This is a genomic window from Chitinophaga sp., from assembly GCF_039596135.1.
Lineage (GTDB): Bacteria > Bacteroidota > Bacteroidia > Chitinophagales > Chitinophagaceae > Chitinophaga.
On sequence record NZ_JBCNKH010000001.1, the window covers coordinates 1 to 17,511 of the forward strand.

Annotated in this window: 13 protein-coding genes and 1 pseudogene; 4 read left to right on the forward strand and 10 right to left on the reverse strand. The window is 46.6% G+C overall.

The window, feature by feature from the left end:
• Window positions 1–60: 60 nt before the first annotated feature.
• The gene (mfd, locus tag ABDW16_RS00005) at window positions 61–3,441 is read right to left on the reverse strand and encodes a transcription-repair coupling factor (RefSeq protein ID WP_343667054.1); all 3,381 of its coding nucleotides are present in this window, start codon (window positions 3,439–3,441) and stop codon (window positions 61–63) included.
• Window positions 3,442–3,574: 133 nt separating this feature from the next.
• Here mfd and ABDW16_RS00010 point away from each other — a divergent pair, with 133 nt between their 5' ends.
• Window positions 3,575–4,300 carry an FAD-binding oxidoreductase gene (locus ABDW16_RS00010; protein WP_343667055.1) on the forward strand — a complete coding sequence of 242 codons (726 nt, stop codon included), beginning with the start codon at window positions 3,575–3,577 and terminating at the stop codon, window positions 4,298–4,300.
• Window positions 4,301–4,405: 105 nt separating this feature from the next.
• Here ABDW16_RS00010 and ABDW16_RS00015 read toward each other — a convergent pair whose 3' ends face one another.
• The 5 genes from ABDW16_RS00015 to ABDW16_RS00035 all read right to left on the reverse strand — a co-directional run bounded on the left by ABDW16_RS00015 (window position 4,406) and on the right by ABDW16_RS00035 (window position 9,066).
• Complete coding sequence (locus ABDW16_RS00015) at window positions 4,406–5,836, reverse strand: glycine--tRNA ligase (protein ID WP_343667056.1); 1,431 nt, start codon at window positions 5,834–5,836, stop codon at window positions 4,406–4,408.
• Window positions 5,837–5,873: 37 nt separating this feature from the next.
• Window positions 5,874–6,824 (reverse strand): YihY/virulence factor BrkB family protein, encoded by a 951-nt coding sequence (locus tag ABDW16_RS00020; protein ID WP_343667057.1) that lies wholly within the window; start codon window positions 6,822–6,824, stop codon window positions 5,874–5,876.
• A 25-nt stretch (window positions 6,825–6,849) separates the two neighbouring features.
• Window positions 6,850–7,176, reverse strand: coding sequence for a nucleotide pyrophosphohydrolase (locus ABDW16_RS00025; RefSeq protein WP_343667058.1), 327 nt, complete (start codon window positions 7,174–7,176; stop codon window positions 6,850–6,852).
• 150 nt (window positions 7,177–7,326) lie between these two features.
• The gene (gene dtd / locus ABDW16_RS00030; RefSeq protein WP_343667059.1) at window positions 7,327–7,779 is read right to left on the reverse strand and encodes a D-aminoacyl-tRNA deacylase; all 453 of its coding nucleotides are present in this window, start codon (window positions 7,777–7,779) and stop codon (window positions 7,327–7,329) included.
• Between the two features lie 15 nt (window positions 7,780–7,794).
• Window positions 7,795–9,066, reverse strand: a complete 1,272-nt coding sequence (locus ABDW16_RS00035) for a hypothetical protein (RefSeq protein ID WP_343667060.1) — start codon at window positions 9,064–9,066, stop codon at window positions 7,795–7,797.
• Window positions 9,067–9,156: 90 nt separating this feature from the next.
• Here ABDW16_RS00035 and arfB point away from each other — a divergent pair.
• Window positions 9,157–9,555, forward strand: a pseudogene (gene arfB, locus ABDW16_RS00040) (alternative ribosome rescue aminoacyl-tRNA hydrolase ArfB); the annotation flags it as partial.
• Window positions 9,556–9,580: 25 nt separating this feature from the next.
• On the forward strand, window positions 9,581–11,101 hold the full coding sequence (locus tag ABDW16_RS00045; protein WP_343667061.1) for a polysaccharide biosynthesis C-terminal domain-containing protein: 1,521 nt from the start codon (window positions 9,581–9,583) through the stop codon (window positions 11,099–11,101).
• Window positions 11,102–11,192: 91 nt separating this feature from the next.
• Here ABDW16_RS00045 and ABDW16_RS00050 read toward each other — a convergent pair whose 3' ends face one another.
• Window positions 11,193–11,828 (reverse strand): MBL fold metallo-hydrolase, encoded by a 636-nt coding sequence (locus ABDW16_RS00050; protein WP_343667062.1) that lies wholly within the window; start codon window positions 11,826–11,828, stop codon window positions 11,193–11,195.
• Window positions 11,829–11,884: 56 nt separating this feature from the next.
• Between ABDW16_RS00050 and ABDW16_RS00055 the strand changes: the two genes are divergently transcribed.
• Complete coding sequence (locus ABDW16_RS00055; RefSeq protein ID WP_343667063.1) at window positions 11,885–15,310, forward strand: hypothetical protein; 3,426 nt, start codon at window positions 11,885–11,887, stop codon at window positions 15,308–15,310.
• A 69-nt stretch (window positions 15,311–15,379) separates the two neighbouring features.
• Here ABDW16_RS00055 and ABDW16_RS00060 read toward each other — a convergent pair whose 3' ends face one another.
• From ABDW16_RS00060 to ABDW16_RS00070, 3 genes are read right to left on the reverse strand one after another with little or no spacing between them, the layout of a single operon-like run.
• On the reverse strand, window positions 15,380–15,733 hold the full coding sequence (locus ABDW16_RS00060; RefSeq protein WP_343667064.1) for a diacylglycerol kinase family protein: 354 nt from the start codon (window positions 15,731–15,733) through the stop codon (window positions 15,380–15,382).
• Between the two features lie 15 nt (window positions 15,734–15,748).
• Window positions 15,749–17,107 (reverse strand): cell envelope integrity protein CreD, encoded by a 1,359-nt coding sequence (gene creD / locus ABDW16_RS00065; protein WP_343667065.1) that lies wholly within the window; start codon window positions 17,105–17,107, stop codon window positions 15,749–15,751.
• 53 nt (window positions 17,108–17,160) lie between these two features.
• Complete coding sequence (locus tag ABDW16_RS00070) at window positions 17,161–17,466, reverse strand: transcriptional regulator (protein WP_343667066.1); 306 nt, start codon at window positions 17,464–17,466, stop codon at window positions 17,161–17,163.
• Window positions 17,467–17,511: the final 45 nt, after the last annotated feature.

Genomic DNA, 17,511 nt, shown 5'->3' on the forward strand with positions numbered 1-17,511 from the left:
CGGCAAAAGTGTTTGGAAGTTGAGAGGCGGTCCTGCGGACGGCTTAAAAAGTCTATTTGATTACGAGCGGGCGTCTTCCATGTTTTTGAGGAAATTGTAGAGATCATTCATGTTAGTAATTTTAGTTGCTACTAACATAAAGTTCGTACCTAACTGCTTCAGCTTTGCATTGTTCACCCGCGTCTGTACATAGTTCAATATATGATCAAATGTAGGCGATGTAAAGTAAGGCGAATCAGGGTTGTTGATAAAGTAACAACGAAGTGTCTCATCTTTCAGGATCATCTTCTCAAACCCTAACTTAATCGCCATCCAGCGGCAACGCACCAGGCATAACAGTTCCAGTACCGGGTCAGGCAATGGACCGAATCTATCTTTCAATTCCTCTTCAAATGCAACCAGCTTACTTTCCAGCGTGATGTTATCCAGTTCCTGGTACAGGTTCAAACGCTCCTGTATGCTTTCTACATAACTATCAGGAATGAGAATTTCCAGGTCTGTATCGATGGTACAATCGCTTACATAATCCTTCTTCTCTTCCAGCTGCTCTTTAAAGAGATCTTTAAATTCATTCTGCTTCAGTTCGCGGATGGCTTCGTCCAATATCTTCTGGTACATATCGAACCCGATATCTGACATAAATCCACTCTGCTCACCACCTAAAAGGTTACCAGCACCGCGGATATCCAGATCCCGCATTGCAATCTGGAAACCGCTACCCAGTTCACTATGCTGTTCCAGTGTTTGCAGGCGCTTGCGGCTATCAGCAGGCAATGTACTCATGGGCGGTGCCAGCAGGTAGCAGAATGCTTTCTTGTTACTACGTCCTACACGGCCACGTAACTGGTGCAGGTCACTCAATCCAAAGTGATGCGCATTGTTGATGATAATGGTATTTGCATTTGGAATATCCACACCACTCTCTACGATGTTTGTACATACCAGCACATCGTATTTACGGTCTATGAAATCAAGGATCACTTCTTCCAACTGATGTCCTTCCATCTGCCCGTGGGCAGTAGCGACAGATAAGTCAGGGCACAGCCCTTTAATGAGACTGCTGATCTCGCCCAGGCCTTTCACACGATTGTATACAAAGTATACCTGCCCGCCTCTTTCGGTTTCGTAATAGATCGCATCACGAATCATGTCATGATCAAATACGTGTACCTCTGTTTCAATCGGCTGCCTGTTAGGCGGTGGTGTATTGATTACAGAAAGATCTCTTGCCCCCATCAGGGAGAACTGCAGGGTTCTCGGAATAGGCGTAGCCGTTAGTGTCAATGTATCTACATTCAATTTGATATGCTTCAGCTTTTCCTTTGCTGCCACACCAAATTTCTGTTCTTCGTCCACGATCAGCACACCGAGGTCTTTGAACTTCACATCCTTGCTCAGCAGGGCATGCGTACCCACGATGATATCTATCTTTCCTTCAGCGAGTCGCTGTAATGTTTCTTTCTTTTCCTTCGCCGATTTGAAACGGTTCAGATAATCCACTGTGCAGGGGAAATCTTTCAATCGCTCTGCAAATGTTTTGTAATGCTGGAAGGCGAGAATGGTAGTAGGCACCAGTATGGCCGCCTGCTTGCCATCTACGATAGATTTGAAGGCTGCACGTACTGCTACTTCCGTTTTACCAAAACCCACATCACCACATACCAGTCTGTCCATTGGTGCCGGCGATTCCATATCTCTCTTCACATCGGCAGTAGCCTTGCTCTGGTCAGGGGTATCTTCATAAATGAAGGATGCCTCCAGCTCTGTTTGCAGGTAAGTATCCGGTGCATGCTGAAACCCTTTCTGGGCCTTGCGTGCTGCATACAGTTTGATCAGGTCTTTGGCGATATCTTTAACCTGTGTTTTCGCTTTTTCTTTCAGCTTATCCCATGCATCACTGCCCAGTTTATTCACTTTGGGTTCTACCCCTTCTTTGCCGGTGAATTTACTGATCTTGTGCAGGGAGTTGATGTTCACATACAGGAGGTCGTTGTTCTTGTAAATGATACGAATGGCTTCCTGCATTTTGCCACCTACTTCTATTTTCTGTAAGCCGCTGTACATACCTACCCCATGGTCGATGTGGGTCACGAAGTCGCCTGACTGCAATTCGCGCAGGGTCTTCATGGTAAGTGCCTTATTCTTGTTGTATGCCTGCTTTACCTTGTACTTGTGGTAACGCTGGAAGATCTGGTGATCTGTATAGCACACCAGCTTCAATGAATGATCGATGAAGCCATGGCTCACCGGCACGGGGATTGGGAAGAATGTAAAGGTCGCTTTCAGGTCTTCGAAGATGCTGCGCAGCCTTTCCAGCTGACGGGCATTTTCGGCGAAGATGAAGAGGTTATATTTATTTTTATTATGCGTTTCCAGGTCTTTGATCAGCATTTCAAACTGCCGGTTAAAGACGGGTTGCTCCTGTGTTTCGAAGTTCAGGGGGGTGAATGCACGGTTGGTTTCTTCCCACCAGAGCCTGGAGCCAAAGATGATGCAGTGCCTTTGCAGTATCTGCTGCATGAGCAGGTGTGCTTTTACAAAATCTTCCTGCTGCAGTTCCATCTTCTCGTCTTCGTCAATCCTTACCTGTTGGCCGGATTGCAGGAATGCTTCCATCTTTTCTTCCAGCTGCAAAATCACATCCTGCACATATGCCGGGTCTTTCATCCAGATGACGGTATTGGCAGGCAGGAATTCCAGCAGGGAGGTCTTGTGATGGTCCAGGTTATGGGTATCCATATTGGCTATCAGGGTGACCTGGGTGAGTTTGCGTTCACTGAGCTGGGTTTCCGGGTCAAAGATGCGGATAGAGTCGACATCTTCTCCGAACAGCTCTATACGGTAAGGTTTTTCATTACCGAAAGAGTAGATGTCGAGAATACCGCCACGGAGGGCATACTGCCCCGGTTCGTATACGAAGTCAGTGAAGCTGAAGCCCCAGCTGACGAGCTTTTCCAGCAGATCGTCCACTTTGAGCACATCGCCTACCTTCAACTGGACCATGTTGGTATTGAAAGCTACGGAGGCTGCTACTTTTTCCCAAAGTGCTTCGGGGTAGGTGACGAGGATCTTTTTATGGATACTATTGCTATCGCCGGAAAATTTCATCAGGGCTTCGGTACGCAGCATGCTATGGCTGCTATTCAGATCGCTGAACTGACCGGCCTTTTTGAATGAATCCGGGAAGTAGAAAATATCGAGTGCCTGACTGAGTTGCTCAAGGTCATTATGAAAATAGGCAGCCTCTTCTTTATCATTTAAAATGAACAGGTGATTAACGGAAGGCGCCAGTTCCCACGCGCCTGCTGCGATAAATGTGGGGGTGCTACCGGTTAATCCTGTTAGTTGGAAATACTGTGGATCGGACAAATGAATCCCTTTCACCAGCTGTTGCAGGCGGGTGTCTCGCTGGTACAGTTGTAATACAGCCTGTATATTCATGAGGGGAGCAAAGTTACGAATTATTGATCATTCTTTGACCTGATGAAAGCGGCCTTTCGTTTCGGAAAAAATCGTGGGCGGGCCGGAGGGAATGAGTTTTTTCGCGATATTTAAGTAACAAATTCCACTAAATATGCTGGACCACTGGTATACTGGTTATGTGACCCGGATTGTACAGGAGACACATAACACAAGACGGTTCTGGATACAGATAAGGGAGCTGGAAAGATTTGATTTTAAACCCGGACAATTTGTAACCCTGGACTTACCTATTCATGAAGAAAAGAAAAAGCGCTGGCGAAGTTATTCTATTGCTTCGGCCCCGGATGGGACGAATGAGTTTGAGTTGGTGATTGTGCTGCTGGAAGGTGGGGCGGGAACGACTTATCTTTTTAATGAGGTAAAAGTAGGGAGTGAGTTTCCTGTGAAAGGGCCGCTGGGGGTGTTTACACTACCGGAGACGCTGGACAGGCATTTGTTCCTGATTTGTACGGGTACAGGGGTGGCGCCGTTCAGGGCGATGGCGCATCATATACATACGCATCAGATACCGCATCAGTCGATACATTTGATTTATGGGTGCAGGAAGGAGTGTGATTTGCTGTATGCGAGGGAGTTGTGGCAGTTGGAGCAGGAGATGGAGGGGTTTACTTATAGTCCGACCTTGTCAAGGTGTGAGGATGGGTGGACGGGGAAGAAGGGGTATGTGCATTTGGTGTATGAGGAGTTGTTGGGGGTGAATAGGGAGCCGGCGTATTTCTTTTTGTGTGGGTGGAAGAATATGATTGATGAGGCGAAGGGGAGGATATTGGGGATGGGGTATGATAGGCATGATATTCATCAGGAATTATATGGATAGCAAAAAAATAGCTGGGACCTTCGGTCCCAGCTATTTTTTTGAGGGGCGAATGTAATCCGGCCTGACGGCCGGATTACATTCGCCGGATATTCGGAGTGAATATGATTATTCGTTGATTTTGTTAAGAACGAGTTCTTTTATCTTGTCTAATGGAATTCTTTCCTGTTCCATGGAGTCGCGGTAGCGGATGGTAACGGTGTTGTCTTCTTTGGTCTGGTGGTCGATGGTTACACAGAATGGTGTACCGATCGCATCCTGACGGCGGTAGCGCTTACCGATCGCGTCTTTCTCTTCATAGAAGGTATGGAAGTGTGGCTTACATACATCCATCAGTTCTTTTGCTATTTCTGGTAAACCGTCTTTTTTAGTGAGCGGGAAGATTGCCAGTTTCATTGGCGCCAGTTTAGCTGGAAAGCGCATTACTACGCGGCTATCTTCTTTACCATCTTTGGACAGGTCTTCTTCTTCGTAAGCGTTGCATACGGTGAGGAGGAACATACGGTCCAGACCAATGGAGGTTTCGATTACGTAAGGAATGTAGTTCTGATTGATTTCAGGATCGAAATACTGCATTTTCTTTTTGCTGAATTCCTGGTGTCTGCCCAAATCGTGGTCTGTACGACTATGGATACCTTCTACTTCTTTGAAACCAATCGGAAATTCATATTCGATATCTTCAGCAGCATCTGCATAGAAGGCCAGCTTTTCGTGTTCATGGAACTTATATTTGCTTGCATCTACACCCAGGCTCAGGTGCCATTTCATACGCTCATTCTTCCAGTATTCAAACCACTCTTTCTGGGTGCCAGGGCGTACAAAGAACTGCATTTCCATTTGCTCGAATTCGCGCATACGGAAGATGAACTGACGGGCCACGATTTCGTTACGGAAAGCCTTACCTACCTGTGCAATACCGAAAGGTATTTTCATACGGCCGGTTTTCTGCACATTCAGGAAGTTCACGAAGATACCCTGAGCTGTCTCAGGGCGGAGGTATATTTCACTGGCTTCGTCGGTGACGCTACCTAACTGAGTAGAGAACATCAGGTTGAACTGACGTACATCGGTCCAGTTAACGGTACCGCTGACAGCACATTTGATTTTGTATTCTTCAATCAATGATTTCAGGCCAGCCAGATCATCAGCAGCCAGGAGGGCGTTCATTTTAGTGATCAGGGCTTCTGCACCCGCAGCATCAAGCGTTTCTGCATGTGCTTCGATCAGGTGGTCTACACGGTAGCGCTTTTTGCTATCCTTGTTGTCAATCATAGGATCGCTAAAGCCGTCAACGTGCCCTGACGCCTTCCAGGTAGTCGGATGCATAAAAATGGCCGCATCGATCCCCACGATGTTTTCATGCATCTGGGTCATGCTCTTCCACCAATAATCGCGGATATTCTTCTTTAACTGCGCCCCATACTGGCCGTAGTCATATACCGCACTCAAACCGTCATATATCTCACTGGACGGGAAAACGAAGCCATATTCTTTACAATGCGAAATAATCGCCTGAAATTTGTTCTGATCTGTTGCCATAATGGCGCAAATATATATAACTTTTTTGTGCCTGCTCTTATGGGGTAGAAGGCTTTTTTTCGGCGGCGGCCAGATTGGTTTCCAGCTCTACAGGGACCTCCTTTACATAGACTGCGTACTCATTGGGCCTAATCTGCTCCCCATTATACCGCACGTAGACCTGTGTAAACTCTGCACCAAAGTAGAGGATAATGGCCGAGTAGTATACCCAGAGGAGGATGATTACTATACTTCCGGCCGCACCATAAGCAGTACCCACCTTGCTGGTACCAAGGTAGAAGCCGATAGCAAATTTGCCTATCATGAAGAGGACAGCGGTGGTCATGGCCCCCACAATGACGTGTCGCCATTTGACCTTTGCATCCGGAAGAACCTTGAAAATGATGGCAAACAGGAGGGAGATGATCGCAAAAGTGAGGCCCAGGTTGATGACATAGACCAGTATCACGGTCACTTCGGGGAGCAAACGGGCCAGTTGCGCGCTGAATAACTCAATCAAACCGTTCAACGCCAGGGATACCATGAGAATAAATCCTAAAGAGATCACCATGGAAAAGGAGAGGAGGCGGTTGATGAGTATTTTAAGAAGGCCGTTTTTGGGTTTGGCTTTTAGCTGCCAGATGAAGTTGATAGAATCCTGGATTTCTCCGAATACACCGGTGGCGCCAAAGATGAGGGTCACGATACCGACTACTGTCGCCCAGGTAGAATCACCGGAGAGGGCGGCATTTTTGATCATCTGCTGGATCTGGCGGGCGGCATCGTTGCCTACAAATGAATTGATTTGCCCGTAGATGCTGCCTTCGATGGCTTCCTTGCCCAGGAATACTTCGCATAGTGTGATGATCACTATGAGCATGGGGGCGATGGAGAAAATCGTGTAGTAAGATAAAGCGGCACTGAGTTTAAGTACCTTGTCATCTAGAAAATCGCTGGCGGTTTGCTTCAGGATTTGCCAGTATTTCGTAAAAAATCCGGGTTGCTGCATATAGTTGATTTAACAAAAAACCTGCCTAGAGTAGTTTTTCATTTTCCTTGTGCCGGCTGGCATCGCGGATGTTCTTTTTGTCGAAGTTCTGCATGAGGGCAGCGGTCATGTCGATGCCGGTTTGGTTGGCGATGCAGAGGAGCACCCACATAACGTCTGCCAGCTCATCGGCGAGGTCTTTTTGCAGGTCGGAGGCTTTGGAAGATTGGTCACCGTATTTGCGGGCCATGACACGGGCCACTTCGCCGACTTCTTCGGTGAGGATGGCCATGTTGGTAAGTTCACTGAAGTAACGTACGCCTACGGTTTTGATCCAGTTGTCGATCTGGTCCTGCGCTTCTTTGATAGTCATGTTTTGGAGTGTTTTGCTTGTTAATTTTCGAAAAAATTGCTGATACCTTCGGTATCAGCAATTTTTTCGGGCGGTGGTCGGGCCTGCGGCCGGCTTTCGGGAAGTTCGATTCCCGGATGCGGGCGAGTGGGCCTGCGGCCGGCCTAAAATTTATTCCTTGTTTTTTGTATCGATCAATATTGTAACGGGGCCATCATTCAGCAAATCAACTTTCATATCAGCGCCGAAAATACCGGTAGCCACCTGCTTTCCGAGGTCCTGGCTCAACTGTTGTATCATCTGCTCATACAGTGGTATGGCTATATCCGGCTTACTGGCCCGGATATATGAAGGCCGGTTCCCCTTCTTCGTCGCGGCAAAGAGTGTGAATTGACTCACTAATAGTATGCCACCATCTACATCCTTTACCGACAGGTTCATCACTCCCTCTGCATCAGCAAACACACGCAGGTTTACGAGTTTATTACTCAGCCATGCAATGTCTTCCGCATTGTCTGCATCTTCGATTCCTAACAGCACCAGCAACCCTGTCTGTATACTGCCCGTGACCTGGTCGTCCACGGTCACGGAGGCCCTGGTTACCCGTTGTATAACTGCGCGCATTATGTATTTGTTTAGTTACTCCCTGTCTGTAATCTCCATGATATCTTCTGCTTCCAGTTCAGGATAGAAAGTCTCAATTAAGAAATAATAATACAGGTATATCAGTGCAAGATAAAATATAAAGTAATCATTGAAAGCATAAGCCACCGTCAATATATTCAATCCGATCACAATGTACACAAATGTCTTACCAGCAGAGAGTTTCAGGTAAGCACCAATTTTGAGCAGGTATAAAAATGCGAGTATACTGATCGCTACCAGCCGCAGTCCCGTAGGTACAAAGAGCATGGTATAAATGTTATAACCTGTGATGACGATGCCAAGTACGATCATTGCAATACGTGCATACCGGCGCTTTGCCTGCAGGTAGCTCGCAGCATTCTTCATATGCGTTTCTCTTTTTTCAGGTGCTAAAAAACAATAAACGGCGGCACCGGTATTTACCACCGGCAACAAATGCAACAGCAACACCCAGGGGCTATAATGCCCGATAGTCAAGGCTCTGCCAGTAATTACATTGCGCAGCATAATAGCACCCACATATAAAAAGAAGATGGATGCGATCATAAAGAGAATACTCATCGGCGTAGATTCTTCCGGCATCTGTTGCCCTTCAAAGAGCATGTGCACACGGGTACTCAGGTCTCCAATACAACCCATGTAAGCAAAGAACAGCACCATCCACATAAAGAGGTATTCCCACCGGTTGTATACCTGCACCTTAGATGGCAGGCGCTCCATGAAATGGCGCAGGCGGTAACCATTTTCTACCAGGAAGAGAATTACATAATAACACAGCACTTTCATGTACAGCAATATCAATGTAGACGCCAGGTATACCACCTCTTTCAAAGTGCCTGTGAGGAGCGCATTGCTGCTGAAAGGATTGCCCGTCTTTGGTAATAAATAAAATATAGCGGTTGCCAGCAGGCCGGCAGAGAATTTAGTTTCTATCCCCATCAGGTGATAATGGGTTGTAATGGCGACCATCCAGGCGGCAAACAGGTTCAGGTGTCCCAAGGCCCCGGCGGCTGCCGGGTTGCCATCCGGCAAATGGTGCATCAGCACATGCTGCAGGGAAAATGCGATACCCGATACCAATACCATGATAAAAAAGTCTTTCCAGCGACGGCAGACTACAAACTCCCAGCTTAACAGACCTGTGATCGTGAGCGTGTTGACGATATAACCCGGGGCATGTGGAATAAAAAGCAGCAGCCATGTAAGAATGGCCATGATCCAGCCGGATTTCAGAACGCGGAGTTGGGCAGGGTTGAAAAATGTCATAGTCCAGGGTTTTGGTTAATATATTGAATACCCGTAATAATTGTACCTTTATTAAATTACAATAAACAGTTATAAAGAAAAGTTAATTTAATGGACCTGGATCTCACGCCCGAGATTACCTTCCGGACTGCACGCAGCGGAGGTAAAGGCGGACAAAATGTGAACAAGGTAGAAACGATGGTAGAGGGCTACTTTGATGTAGCGGCATCCCAATTGTTAACCCCCGAACAAAAAACCCTTGTATTAGAAAAATTAGCCCACCGACTGACGAGTGAGGGCCTGCTACAGGTAAAATCGCAGGAGGAACGGACCCAGCTGGGCAACAAGCAGCTGGTGATCAAAAAAATGAACGAGCTGGTGCAGAAAGCGATGATCCGACCCAAAAAACGCGTGGCCACCAAACCTTCCCGGGCCGCCAAAGAAAAGCGGCTGAACCTGAAGAAAAAGCAATCTGACAAAAAACAGCTTCGCCGGAAAGGGCTGGAATAGTTAATTTTGGTAAAAATACAGGGCATTGAGTAGTATTAAATCACTGGCAGGACAGACCATCTATTACGGCTTTAGTAACATCGCTAGCAAGTTGCTGAATTACTTTCTGACTCCTCTTTACCTGGAATTAATGACCCAGGCAGCATATGGGGAAATGTCTACAGTATATGCCTATGTTCCTTTCATGAATATTATTCTCACGTATGGGATGGAGACTGCTTTCTTCCGCTTTGCAAAGCAGGAGAATAAGACGCAGGTGCTTAGTACCACTATGTTGTCCCTGATTTTTACTACCATTGGTTTTACCATACTGCTGCTCCTGATGCAGGGAACGGTCGTCAATTCTTACCTGGGTACCCTGGGGGGCTTGAAGGGGCATCCATGGTTTTATACATGGGTGGTGTTAATTATGGCCTTTGATGCGCTCACGGCGATTCCTTTTGCACAGCTGCGACTGGAGAACCGGCCTATTAAGTATGCCACAATCCGCCTGTCAGGTATCATCACCACAATTTTATTCAATATTTTCTTCCTGGTCGTACTGCCTAAGTTTTCGCCAGACCTGGTGAATAGTGGCAACCAGGTAGGATTTATTTACCTGAGCAATATGCTGGGGAGTGGGGTAACCTTATTATTATTTTTACCGCAGTTACTGCAAATAAAGCCGGAATTTGATCTCTCCCTGTGGAAGAAGATTCTCAACTATTCTTTGCCACTGGTCATTTTCGGGATGGCGGGCATGGTGAATGAAACATTTGACAGGGCATGGTTCCTGCCGGAATTCCTGCCTGGCAATAATATGGAGGTGAAGAAACAGCTGATCGGGATTTATGCGGCTAACTATAAACTGGCTATCCTGATTACGATGTTCATACAAGCTTTCAAGTTAGGTGCGGAGCCTTTCTTTTTTAAGCAGGCAGAGGGGAAAGATCCACAGCGGACGTATGCGAGGATTATGAAATTGTTTGTAATCCTGTTGTGTTTTATGTTTTTATTCGTGAGTCTTTATCTGAATATATGGAAGATCTTCCTGCGGAAACCGGTATACTATCCGGGTATGAAGATCGTACCGGTGTTGTTGCTGGCAAATATGTTCCTGGGTATTTATTATAACCTGACCATCTGGTTTAAGCTGACGGACAAGACGAGGAGCGGGGCGGTAATTACCCTGATTACTGCGGCGGCTACGTTCTTTTTTAACTGGTGGTGGATACCGATATTTGGGTATTTTGGTGCAGCGCTGGCTACGATGGTGTGTTACTTTATACAGATGGCAATTTGTTATTCATGGGGGCAGAAGCACTATCCGATTCCCTATCATTTGCCGAAGATTATTACCTATATAGGGAGTGCGGTGGTCGTGTATTACCTGTTTGATTGGCTGAACAGGACGATTTTGTCGCCGGGGGATGTGTATGCGGCGAAGCCAGCGAATCTTTTGGTGGCCACGGTGTTGTTTTTGGGGTATGCGTGGTTTTTGTTGAAGATGGAGAAGAGGGAGTTTGGGAAGTTGCCGGTGGTGGGGAAATATATTGCGAAATTATAATCGTTTTTATCGGGCAGAGCTCCGCTCTGCCCGATAAAAACGGCGGCGGGCTTAGTGGAATTGCGGAGCAATTCCGCTAAGCCCGCGGGGATTATAAGAATGGGTTATGCTTCTTTTCATACCCTATAGTCGTATCTTTTCCATGACCGGGCCAAACCCGCACTTCATCCGGCAATACGAACAATTTCGTCTCTATGCTGTTAAGTAAAGTTTGATGGTCACCACCAGGCAGGTCAGTTCGACCAATGCTCTGGTAAAACAACACATCTCCGCCAATCACAAACTGCTGCTCTGCACAGTAAAAACATACACTTCCGGGAGAGTGCCCAGGCGTCAGCAACACCTCCAGCTCATTGTCTCCAAACCGGATCTTTTCACCATCTACCAAATAACGGGCAGGAGCAGGAGAAGCCTCAAATGGCACGCCATACACTTTCCCTAATTCCGGTGAGCGCTCCAGTACCACCGCATCCAGCTGGTGGATCTCAAGGCCCACCCCATACGTATCAGCTACCAGTTTGTTGCCAAAAATGTGATCCAGGTGACAGTGAGTATTCAGCAAACGGGTAACATTTAATCCCTCTTTTTCGATATATGTTAGTAATTCTTTTCTTTCCGACTCAAAATAACAGCCCGGGTCTATAATTATACATTCCTTTTTTTCGTTTAAGAGCAAATAGGTATTTTCCTGAAACGGATTAAAGGTGAAATGTTTGATTTCAAGCATTGTTACCGATTTTTGTTACTTTTAATTAAGAACGCAATATTATCAATACTTTCTGTATGAACAGACTTATTACCAGGTTATTATTTACCGGTACCCTATTACTTGGCCCGTTTCTCCTCATGGCGCAGACGAATAGCGTGGAATTTGGACAAAACCGCATACAGCATAAGAACTTTAAATGGCGTTATTATCAAACCAGCCATTTCAATACTTATTTCAGCCAAAACGGTCTTGAATTGGGAAAATACGTCGCTCAGGTTGCAGAAAAGGAGTTGCCCCAGCTGGAAGAGTTTATGGAGTTCACCTTCCGTCAGAAGGTGAACATCGTTGTTTACAACTCCTTTGGGGAAATGAAACAATCCAATATAGGCATTGGCGTAGACTGGCAAAACACCGGTGGAGTAACCAAGCTGGTGGGTAATAAGCTGATTGTATACTTTGATGGTGACCATGAGCACCTGCGCTCCCTCATCCGCCAGGGTATTGCCCGCGTGATGCTCGAAAACCTCCTGTTCGGGGAAGACATCGGGGAGTTCGCCGGCAATGCGGTGCTGATCGACTTTCCAAAGTGGTATACAGATGGATTTATTGCATATGCTGCTGAAAACTGGAACACCACCCTCGACGATCAGCTCAAGGATGCCATCCAGTCCAACAGGTATAAAAACTTCTACCAGTTCGCCTACGAACAACCTTTGCTGGCTGGTCACGCGTTTTGGTACTATGTAGAAAGTAAATATGGTAAAGACGCCGTTCCTTACCTCATGTATATTTCCCGCATCAACAGGGGTTTGAAAAAAGGCTTTGAGCAGGTGCTGAACACCAAGCCGAAAGCTGCCCTGAAAGACTTTTTTGCATACAATGCCAAGCGCTACCAGGACGATAACCGCCGCCGTCGCCAGTCGACCAAAGGCCGTACCATCGCCGTGAAAGAGCTGGGCAAAACCGATTACTTCCGTTTCCAGGCCAATCCTAAGAATGCCAGCTTTGCGGCTGTTGCTTATACCAAAGGATTCTACAAAGTACAGCTGCAGACAGGGGAAGACAAACCTACCACATTGCTGAAAAACGGTGTGCGTATGCAGGCAAACCAGATGGACCCGAACTACCCGCTGCTGGCATGGAACCAGAAAGGTAACCGCCTCGCTATCGTATACGAATCAGAAGGTATGACCAAACTGATGGTATACGACCTGATCACCCGAACAAGAATGAAGTATGACCTGAATAAGTTTGACAGGGTGATCGATATGAAGTACTTCTTTGAATTCGATAACTCCCTGTTGCTCTCCGCTGTGAAAAATGGTCATACTGATATCTACGTTTACAGCATCAACAAGAACACGATCGAGCAGATTACCAACGACGTGTATGACGACCTGGATCCGTCTTTCGTAGCCTTCCCTGGTAAGAGCGGTATCATCTTCTCTTCTAACAGACCTTCTCCTACTGCCAGAGGTGGTGATACGACCCTGCCGGCAGGGCACTACAACATCTTCCTGGTTGACAACTGGAACAAGAGCGCGGACAAGCAGATCACCCAGCTTTCTAACATGAAATATGGTGATGCACGCAATCCGCTTCAATATAACACCACTCACTTTACCTTCGTATCTGACGCTAACGGTATCCGTAACCGTTATGCCGGTTTCTTCAAGACAGAAAGAGCCGGAGTTGACTCCCTCTTCTTTGTGGGCAATGAGATCCTGCACAACCCTGATCCGCTGGAACTGGATTCTGCCCTGCAGGAATATGGTACCAATGCACCAGATAGCGTGATGGCCGTATCTATTACAAAAGACTCTACTTATACTTTCCCGCTCAGCAACTACTCTTACGGCATCAAGGAAACAAGAGGCGCCGGCGATCAAAGCGAGGTTTCCCAGGTGATCCAGCAATATGGCTATAAGATTCTGCAAAAGCTGAAAGTAGATACCATCGCACTGAAGAAGCGTAATGTGAGCGATCGCCCTACTGCTTACCGTGCATATGTAATGCACCAGGATAGCATCCGGTTGGGCCTGCCTACTTACCAGAATATAAAGGCGCCCAAAAAGGATACTGTGAAACACAACGACTTCTTCCAGAGTGAGTTTGGCAATGAGCCACAGGATACGACCAATAGCAATCCTACCGGCAACAATGCCACCGCAGATATGTCTGGCAACGGTAACCCGATCAAAATACCTGTGGAACCGCTGCTGAAGAAAGCGAAGCTGCTGCCTTATAAGTGGAAATTTGCTTCTGACTACCTGATCCTGCAACTGGATAACTCTGTACTGATAAACAGGTATCAACCGTTTACCGGCCAGCCTTCAGGAGCAATACAGTTGGCAGATCCGCTGAATGGTATGATCCGTTTGGGGGTGAGTGACCTGATGGAAGATGTCAAGATCAATGGTGGCTTCCGTATTCCATCTTCACTGGATGGTACTGAGTACTTCCTGTCTGCTTCCTATCTGAAAAAACGCTTTGACTATAAATTCACTTACTACCGTAAGGTGGCGAAATATACTGGTATTGGTACAGATAGCAGTGGTACGGTGTTGATTGATTATCCTGCCAAGATGAAGACGAACCTGTGGCAGGCAGAGATCAAATACCCGTTTGACGAAGCAAGAAGCATTCGCCTGCAGGTAGGTTACCGTGTAGATAAATTTGTGATTGCGGCTTCTGACCAGAACTCGCTGAAATGGCCTGATTACCAGGATAAATATGTGCTGACCCGTTTGGAATATGTGTATGATAATACCATCAATCCTGCCATCAACATCTGGCATGGTACCCGGTATAAGATCTATGGCGAAAGCTGGGCAAAAGTAGCTGGCAATATCAATGAGGCATTTGGTACCACGGACGCTGCCGGCAAGGGTAGGTTTACTTATAACATGGGTATCGATGCCCGCCACTATGAGTCTATCTATCGCAACTTTATCTGGGCGACCCGTTTCTCAATGGACGTATCATGGGGCGACAGGAAGTTGCTGTATTATTTAGGTGGTACGGACAACTGGCTGAATCCTAAGATCAATACAAATACACCGGTAGCAACGAATGCAAGTTATGCTTACCAGACACTGGCTACACCACTGCGTGGGTATAAACAGAATGCAAGGAATGGTAATAATGTGATGGTGTTTAACTCAGAGTTACGCTTACCAGTGTTTGCAACATTCCTGCAAAGGCCGATTAACTCAGCGTTGCTGAGGAACTTCCAGCTGACGCAGTTCATTGATATTGGTACAGCCTGGAACGGGAAATTGAGCTTTAAGGATGCGAATTATACTTATTATACCGGCAGTGATGGAACGATTAGTGTGAAGGTGAAGGAAGGGTTCCTGGGGCCGTTTGTAGGGGGATATGGATTTGGTGCGAGAACGACGATTGCAGGGTACTTCCTGAGAGTTGATGCAGGCTGGCCGGCGATTGCGTTCTTTAGAGGAAGCCCGATCTGGTATTTTGGTATGGGGGTAGACTTCTAAAACATTTGATAATATTGCAAAATAAAAGCGCTTTTGCCTTCGGCAAAAGCGCTTTTATTTTGGGATGGTTTAAAAATATGGGATGAAGATGATTGCCCCGACGGCGAGTGCTGTGATGGCTGCTATTAAGACAGCACCTGCTGCCACATCCTTAATCCACTTTACACGGGGATGATATTCGGGCGCTACGTGATCCATTACCTTCTCTAAGACAGTGTTCAACATCTCTGTGATCCATACAATTCCTATCACTATAAGGAGGGCAATCCACTGCATTTCCGTGATGTGGAAATAAAGGGCAGCGGCTATGACGATCACCGTTGCAATGAAGTGCAGCAGGGCATGTGGTTCAGTGCGAACAAACGCGATGATACCAGCAATCGCAAATCCAAAACTGCGCAGTCGTTTTTTGAAATAACTCATAGTTTTCAAGCAATCTTATTCATTACCTTTCAGCTCATTCCATTTGATTCTACGGCTAAAGTACATTACAATAGCGAGTATAATGAATAATCCCAGGCTACCCATCAGCAAAGACAAATCTTCGGCACGGAGAATGACATAAATAGCCCCATACAGTATGGCTAATGCCCCACCAATGCCAAGCCCCACACGGAGATTACCAAAGATACTTGCCGTATATGCGGTGACAAGGGCAATGGTCATACCACTTGCAATCAGGTAGGCCATACCGAAATTGAATTGTTCTGCGAGGGCAATTAACAAGGTATAGAAGAGTACCAGGGCAAACCCGATCAGGATATATTGTAAGGGATGTACATACAGGCGCTTCAATAATTCAATAAAGTAGAAAACAAGGAATGAAAGGCCGATAATGAGGATAGCGTATTTTACTGCGCGGGTAGACTGTTGATACCCATCGACAGGCAGGAACAGCTTGATACCAAAATCATAGCTACGCAGGTTTACCTCATCTTTTGTGGTCAGGGATTGGGGGAAGTTGCGGTTCAGGTGCGATACCTGCCAGGCAGCGGTAAAGCCGGTAGATTTAACAACGGATTTCACAGGCAGGAACTGACCATCGAACTGGGGATTGGCCCAGTTGGAAGTGATTTTGACCTCGGTGGTTTTACCAACAGGGGAGAAGTGCACCTGGCCGGAACCGCGAAGATCAAGGTTGATAGAAAAATTACCTGCTATCCAGCCACTATCGGTTTTGGTCAATGGAATCCTTGTTTGCATACCATTATTGAATACACTTTGGATGGTCACCCCCGGAGAAAAAAGGTAGTCTTTGCCATTGAGCTGCATACTGGGTTGGTTACTGATACCTCTCATATCACTGACCCCTACGGCAATGACAGCTTCATTGATCAGTAATTTATCCGCAGGAATGTCCGTAGTGAGGGGGGCAAAGTTGCCTCCGATCTGGAGATGTGAACTGTATACAACGGTTTCATAGATGCCGCGGTGGCGCATTTCGGGCAGCAGTTCACCATTGATGCTCAGTTTGTCCGGGAGGAATAGCGCGTAAGCACGATGACCGGGGGTATCGATGTAGGGTACAATGATGATAGGGCCGGTAAGGGTTTGGGCATCGCCCCATTTGCTGCTGATTTCGGCGGTCGCTTCGTTACTGCGTTGTTCTCTTTCCCTGATCAGTTCCATGATCATGGCGGTGGGGATGAGGAGGAGGAGTACGAGAACGCCGATGATGAATGCCTTGATGGCATAAGCATATCGTTTTAGAAAGGAGGGTTGTTCCGGGAAAAGCTCTCCCTCTTGGGCAGGAGAATGGCTCTCCTGTCCTGCATTTGCAAGATGTTGATGTTCCATGATTGTTTTCTTTTAAAGTGCTTTGTATTTCAAAGTATAGGGATAAAAAAAATTTACTCGATAGAGCGAATCATATTTTCAAGCGCAGCGAGGTGGCCTTTGAAGGCTTTTTCGCCTGCTTTGGTGATTTGATAAGTTGTATTTGTTTTGCGGCCGATGAAGCCTTTGTGAACTTTGAGATACCCGTTTTCTTCCAGTGTGTTCAGGTGCGAGGCCAGGTTACCGTCGGTAAGTTCCAGCATTTGTTTTAAATCGTTGAAGCTGACCTCATCGTTGACCATAAGTATGCTCATAACACCAAGACGGATCCTGCTGTCGAAAATTTTATTCAGATTACCTATGGGATTGTTTATGGCCACTACTTACCAGATTCAAAAGTTCAATTAATAAAGCCTTGCCTGCAG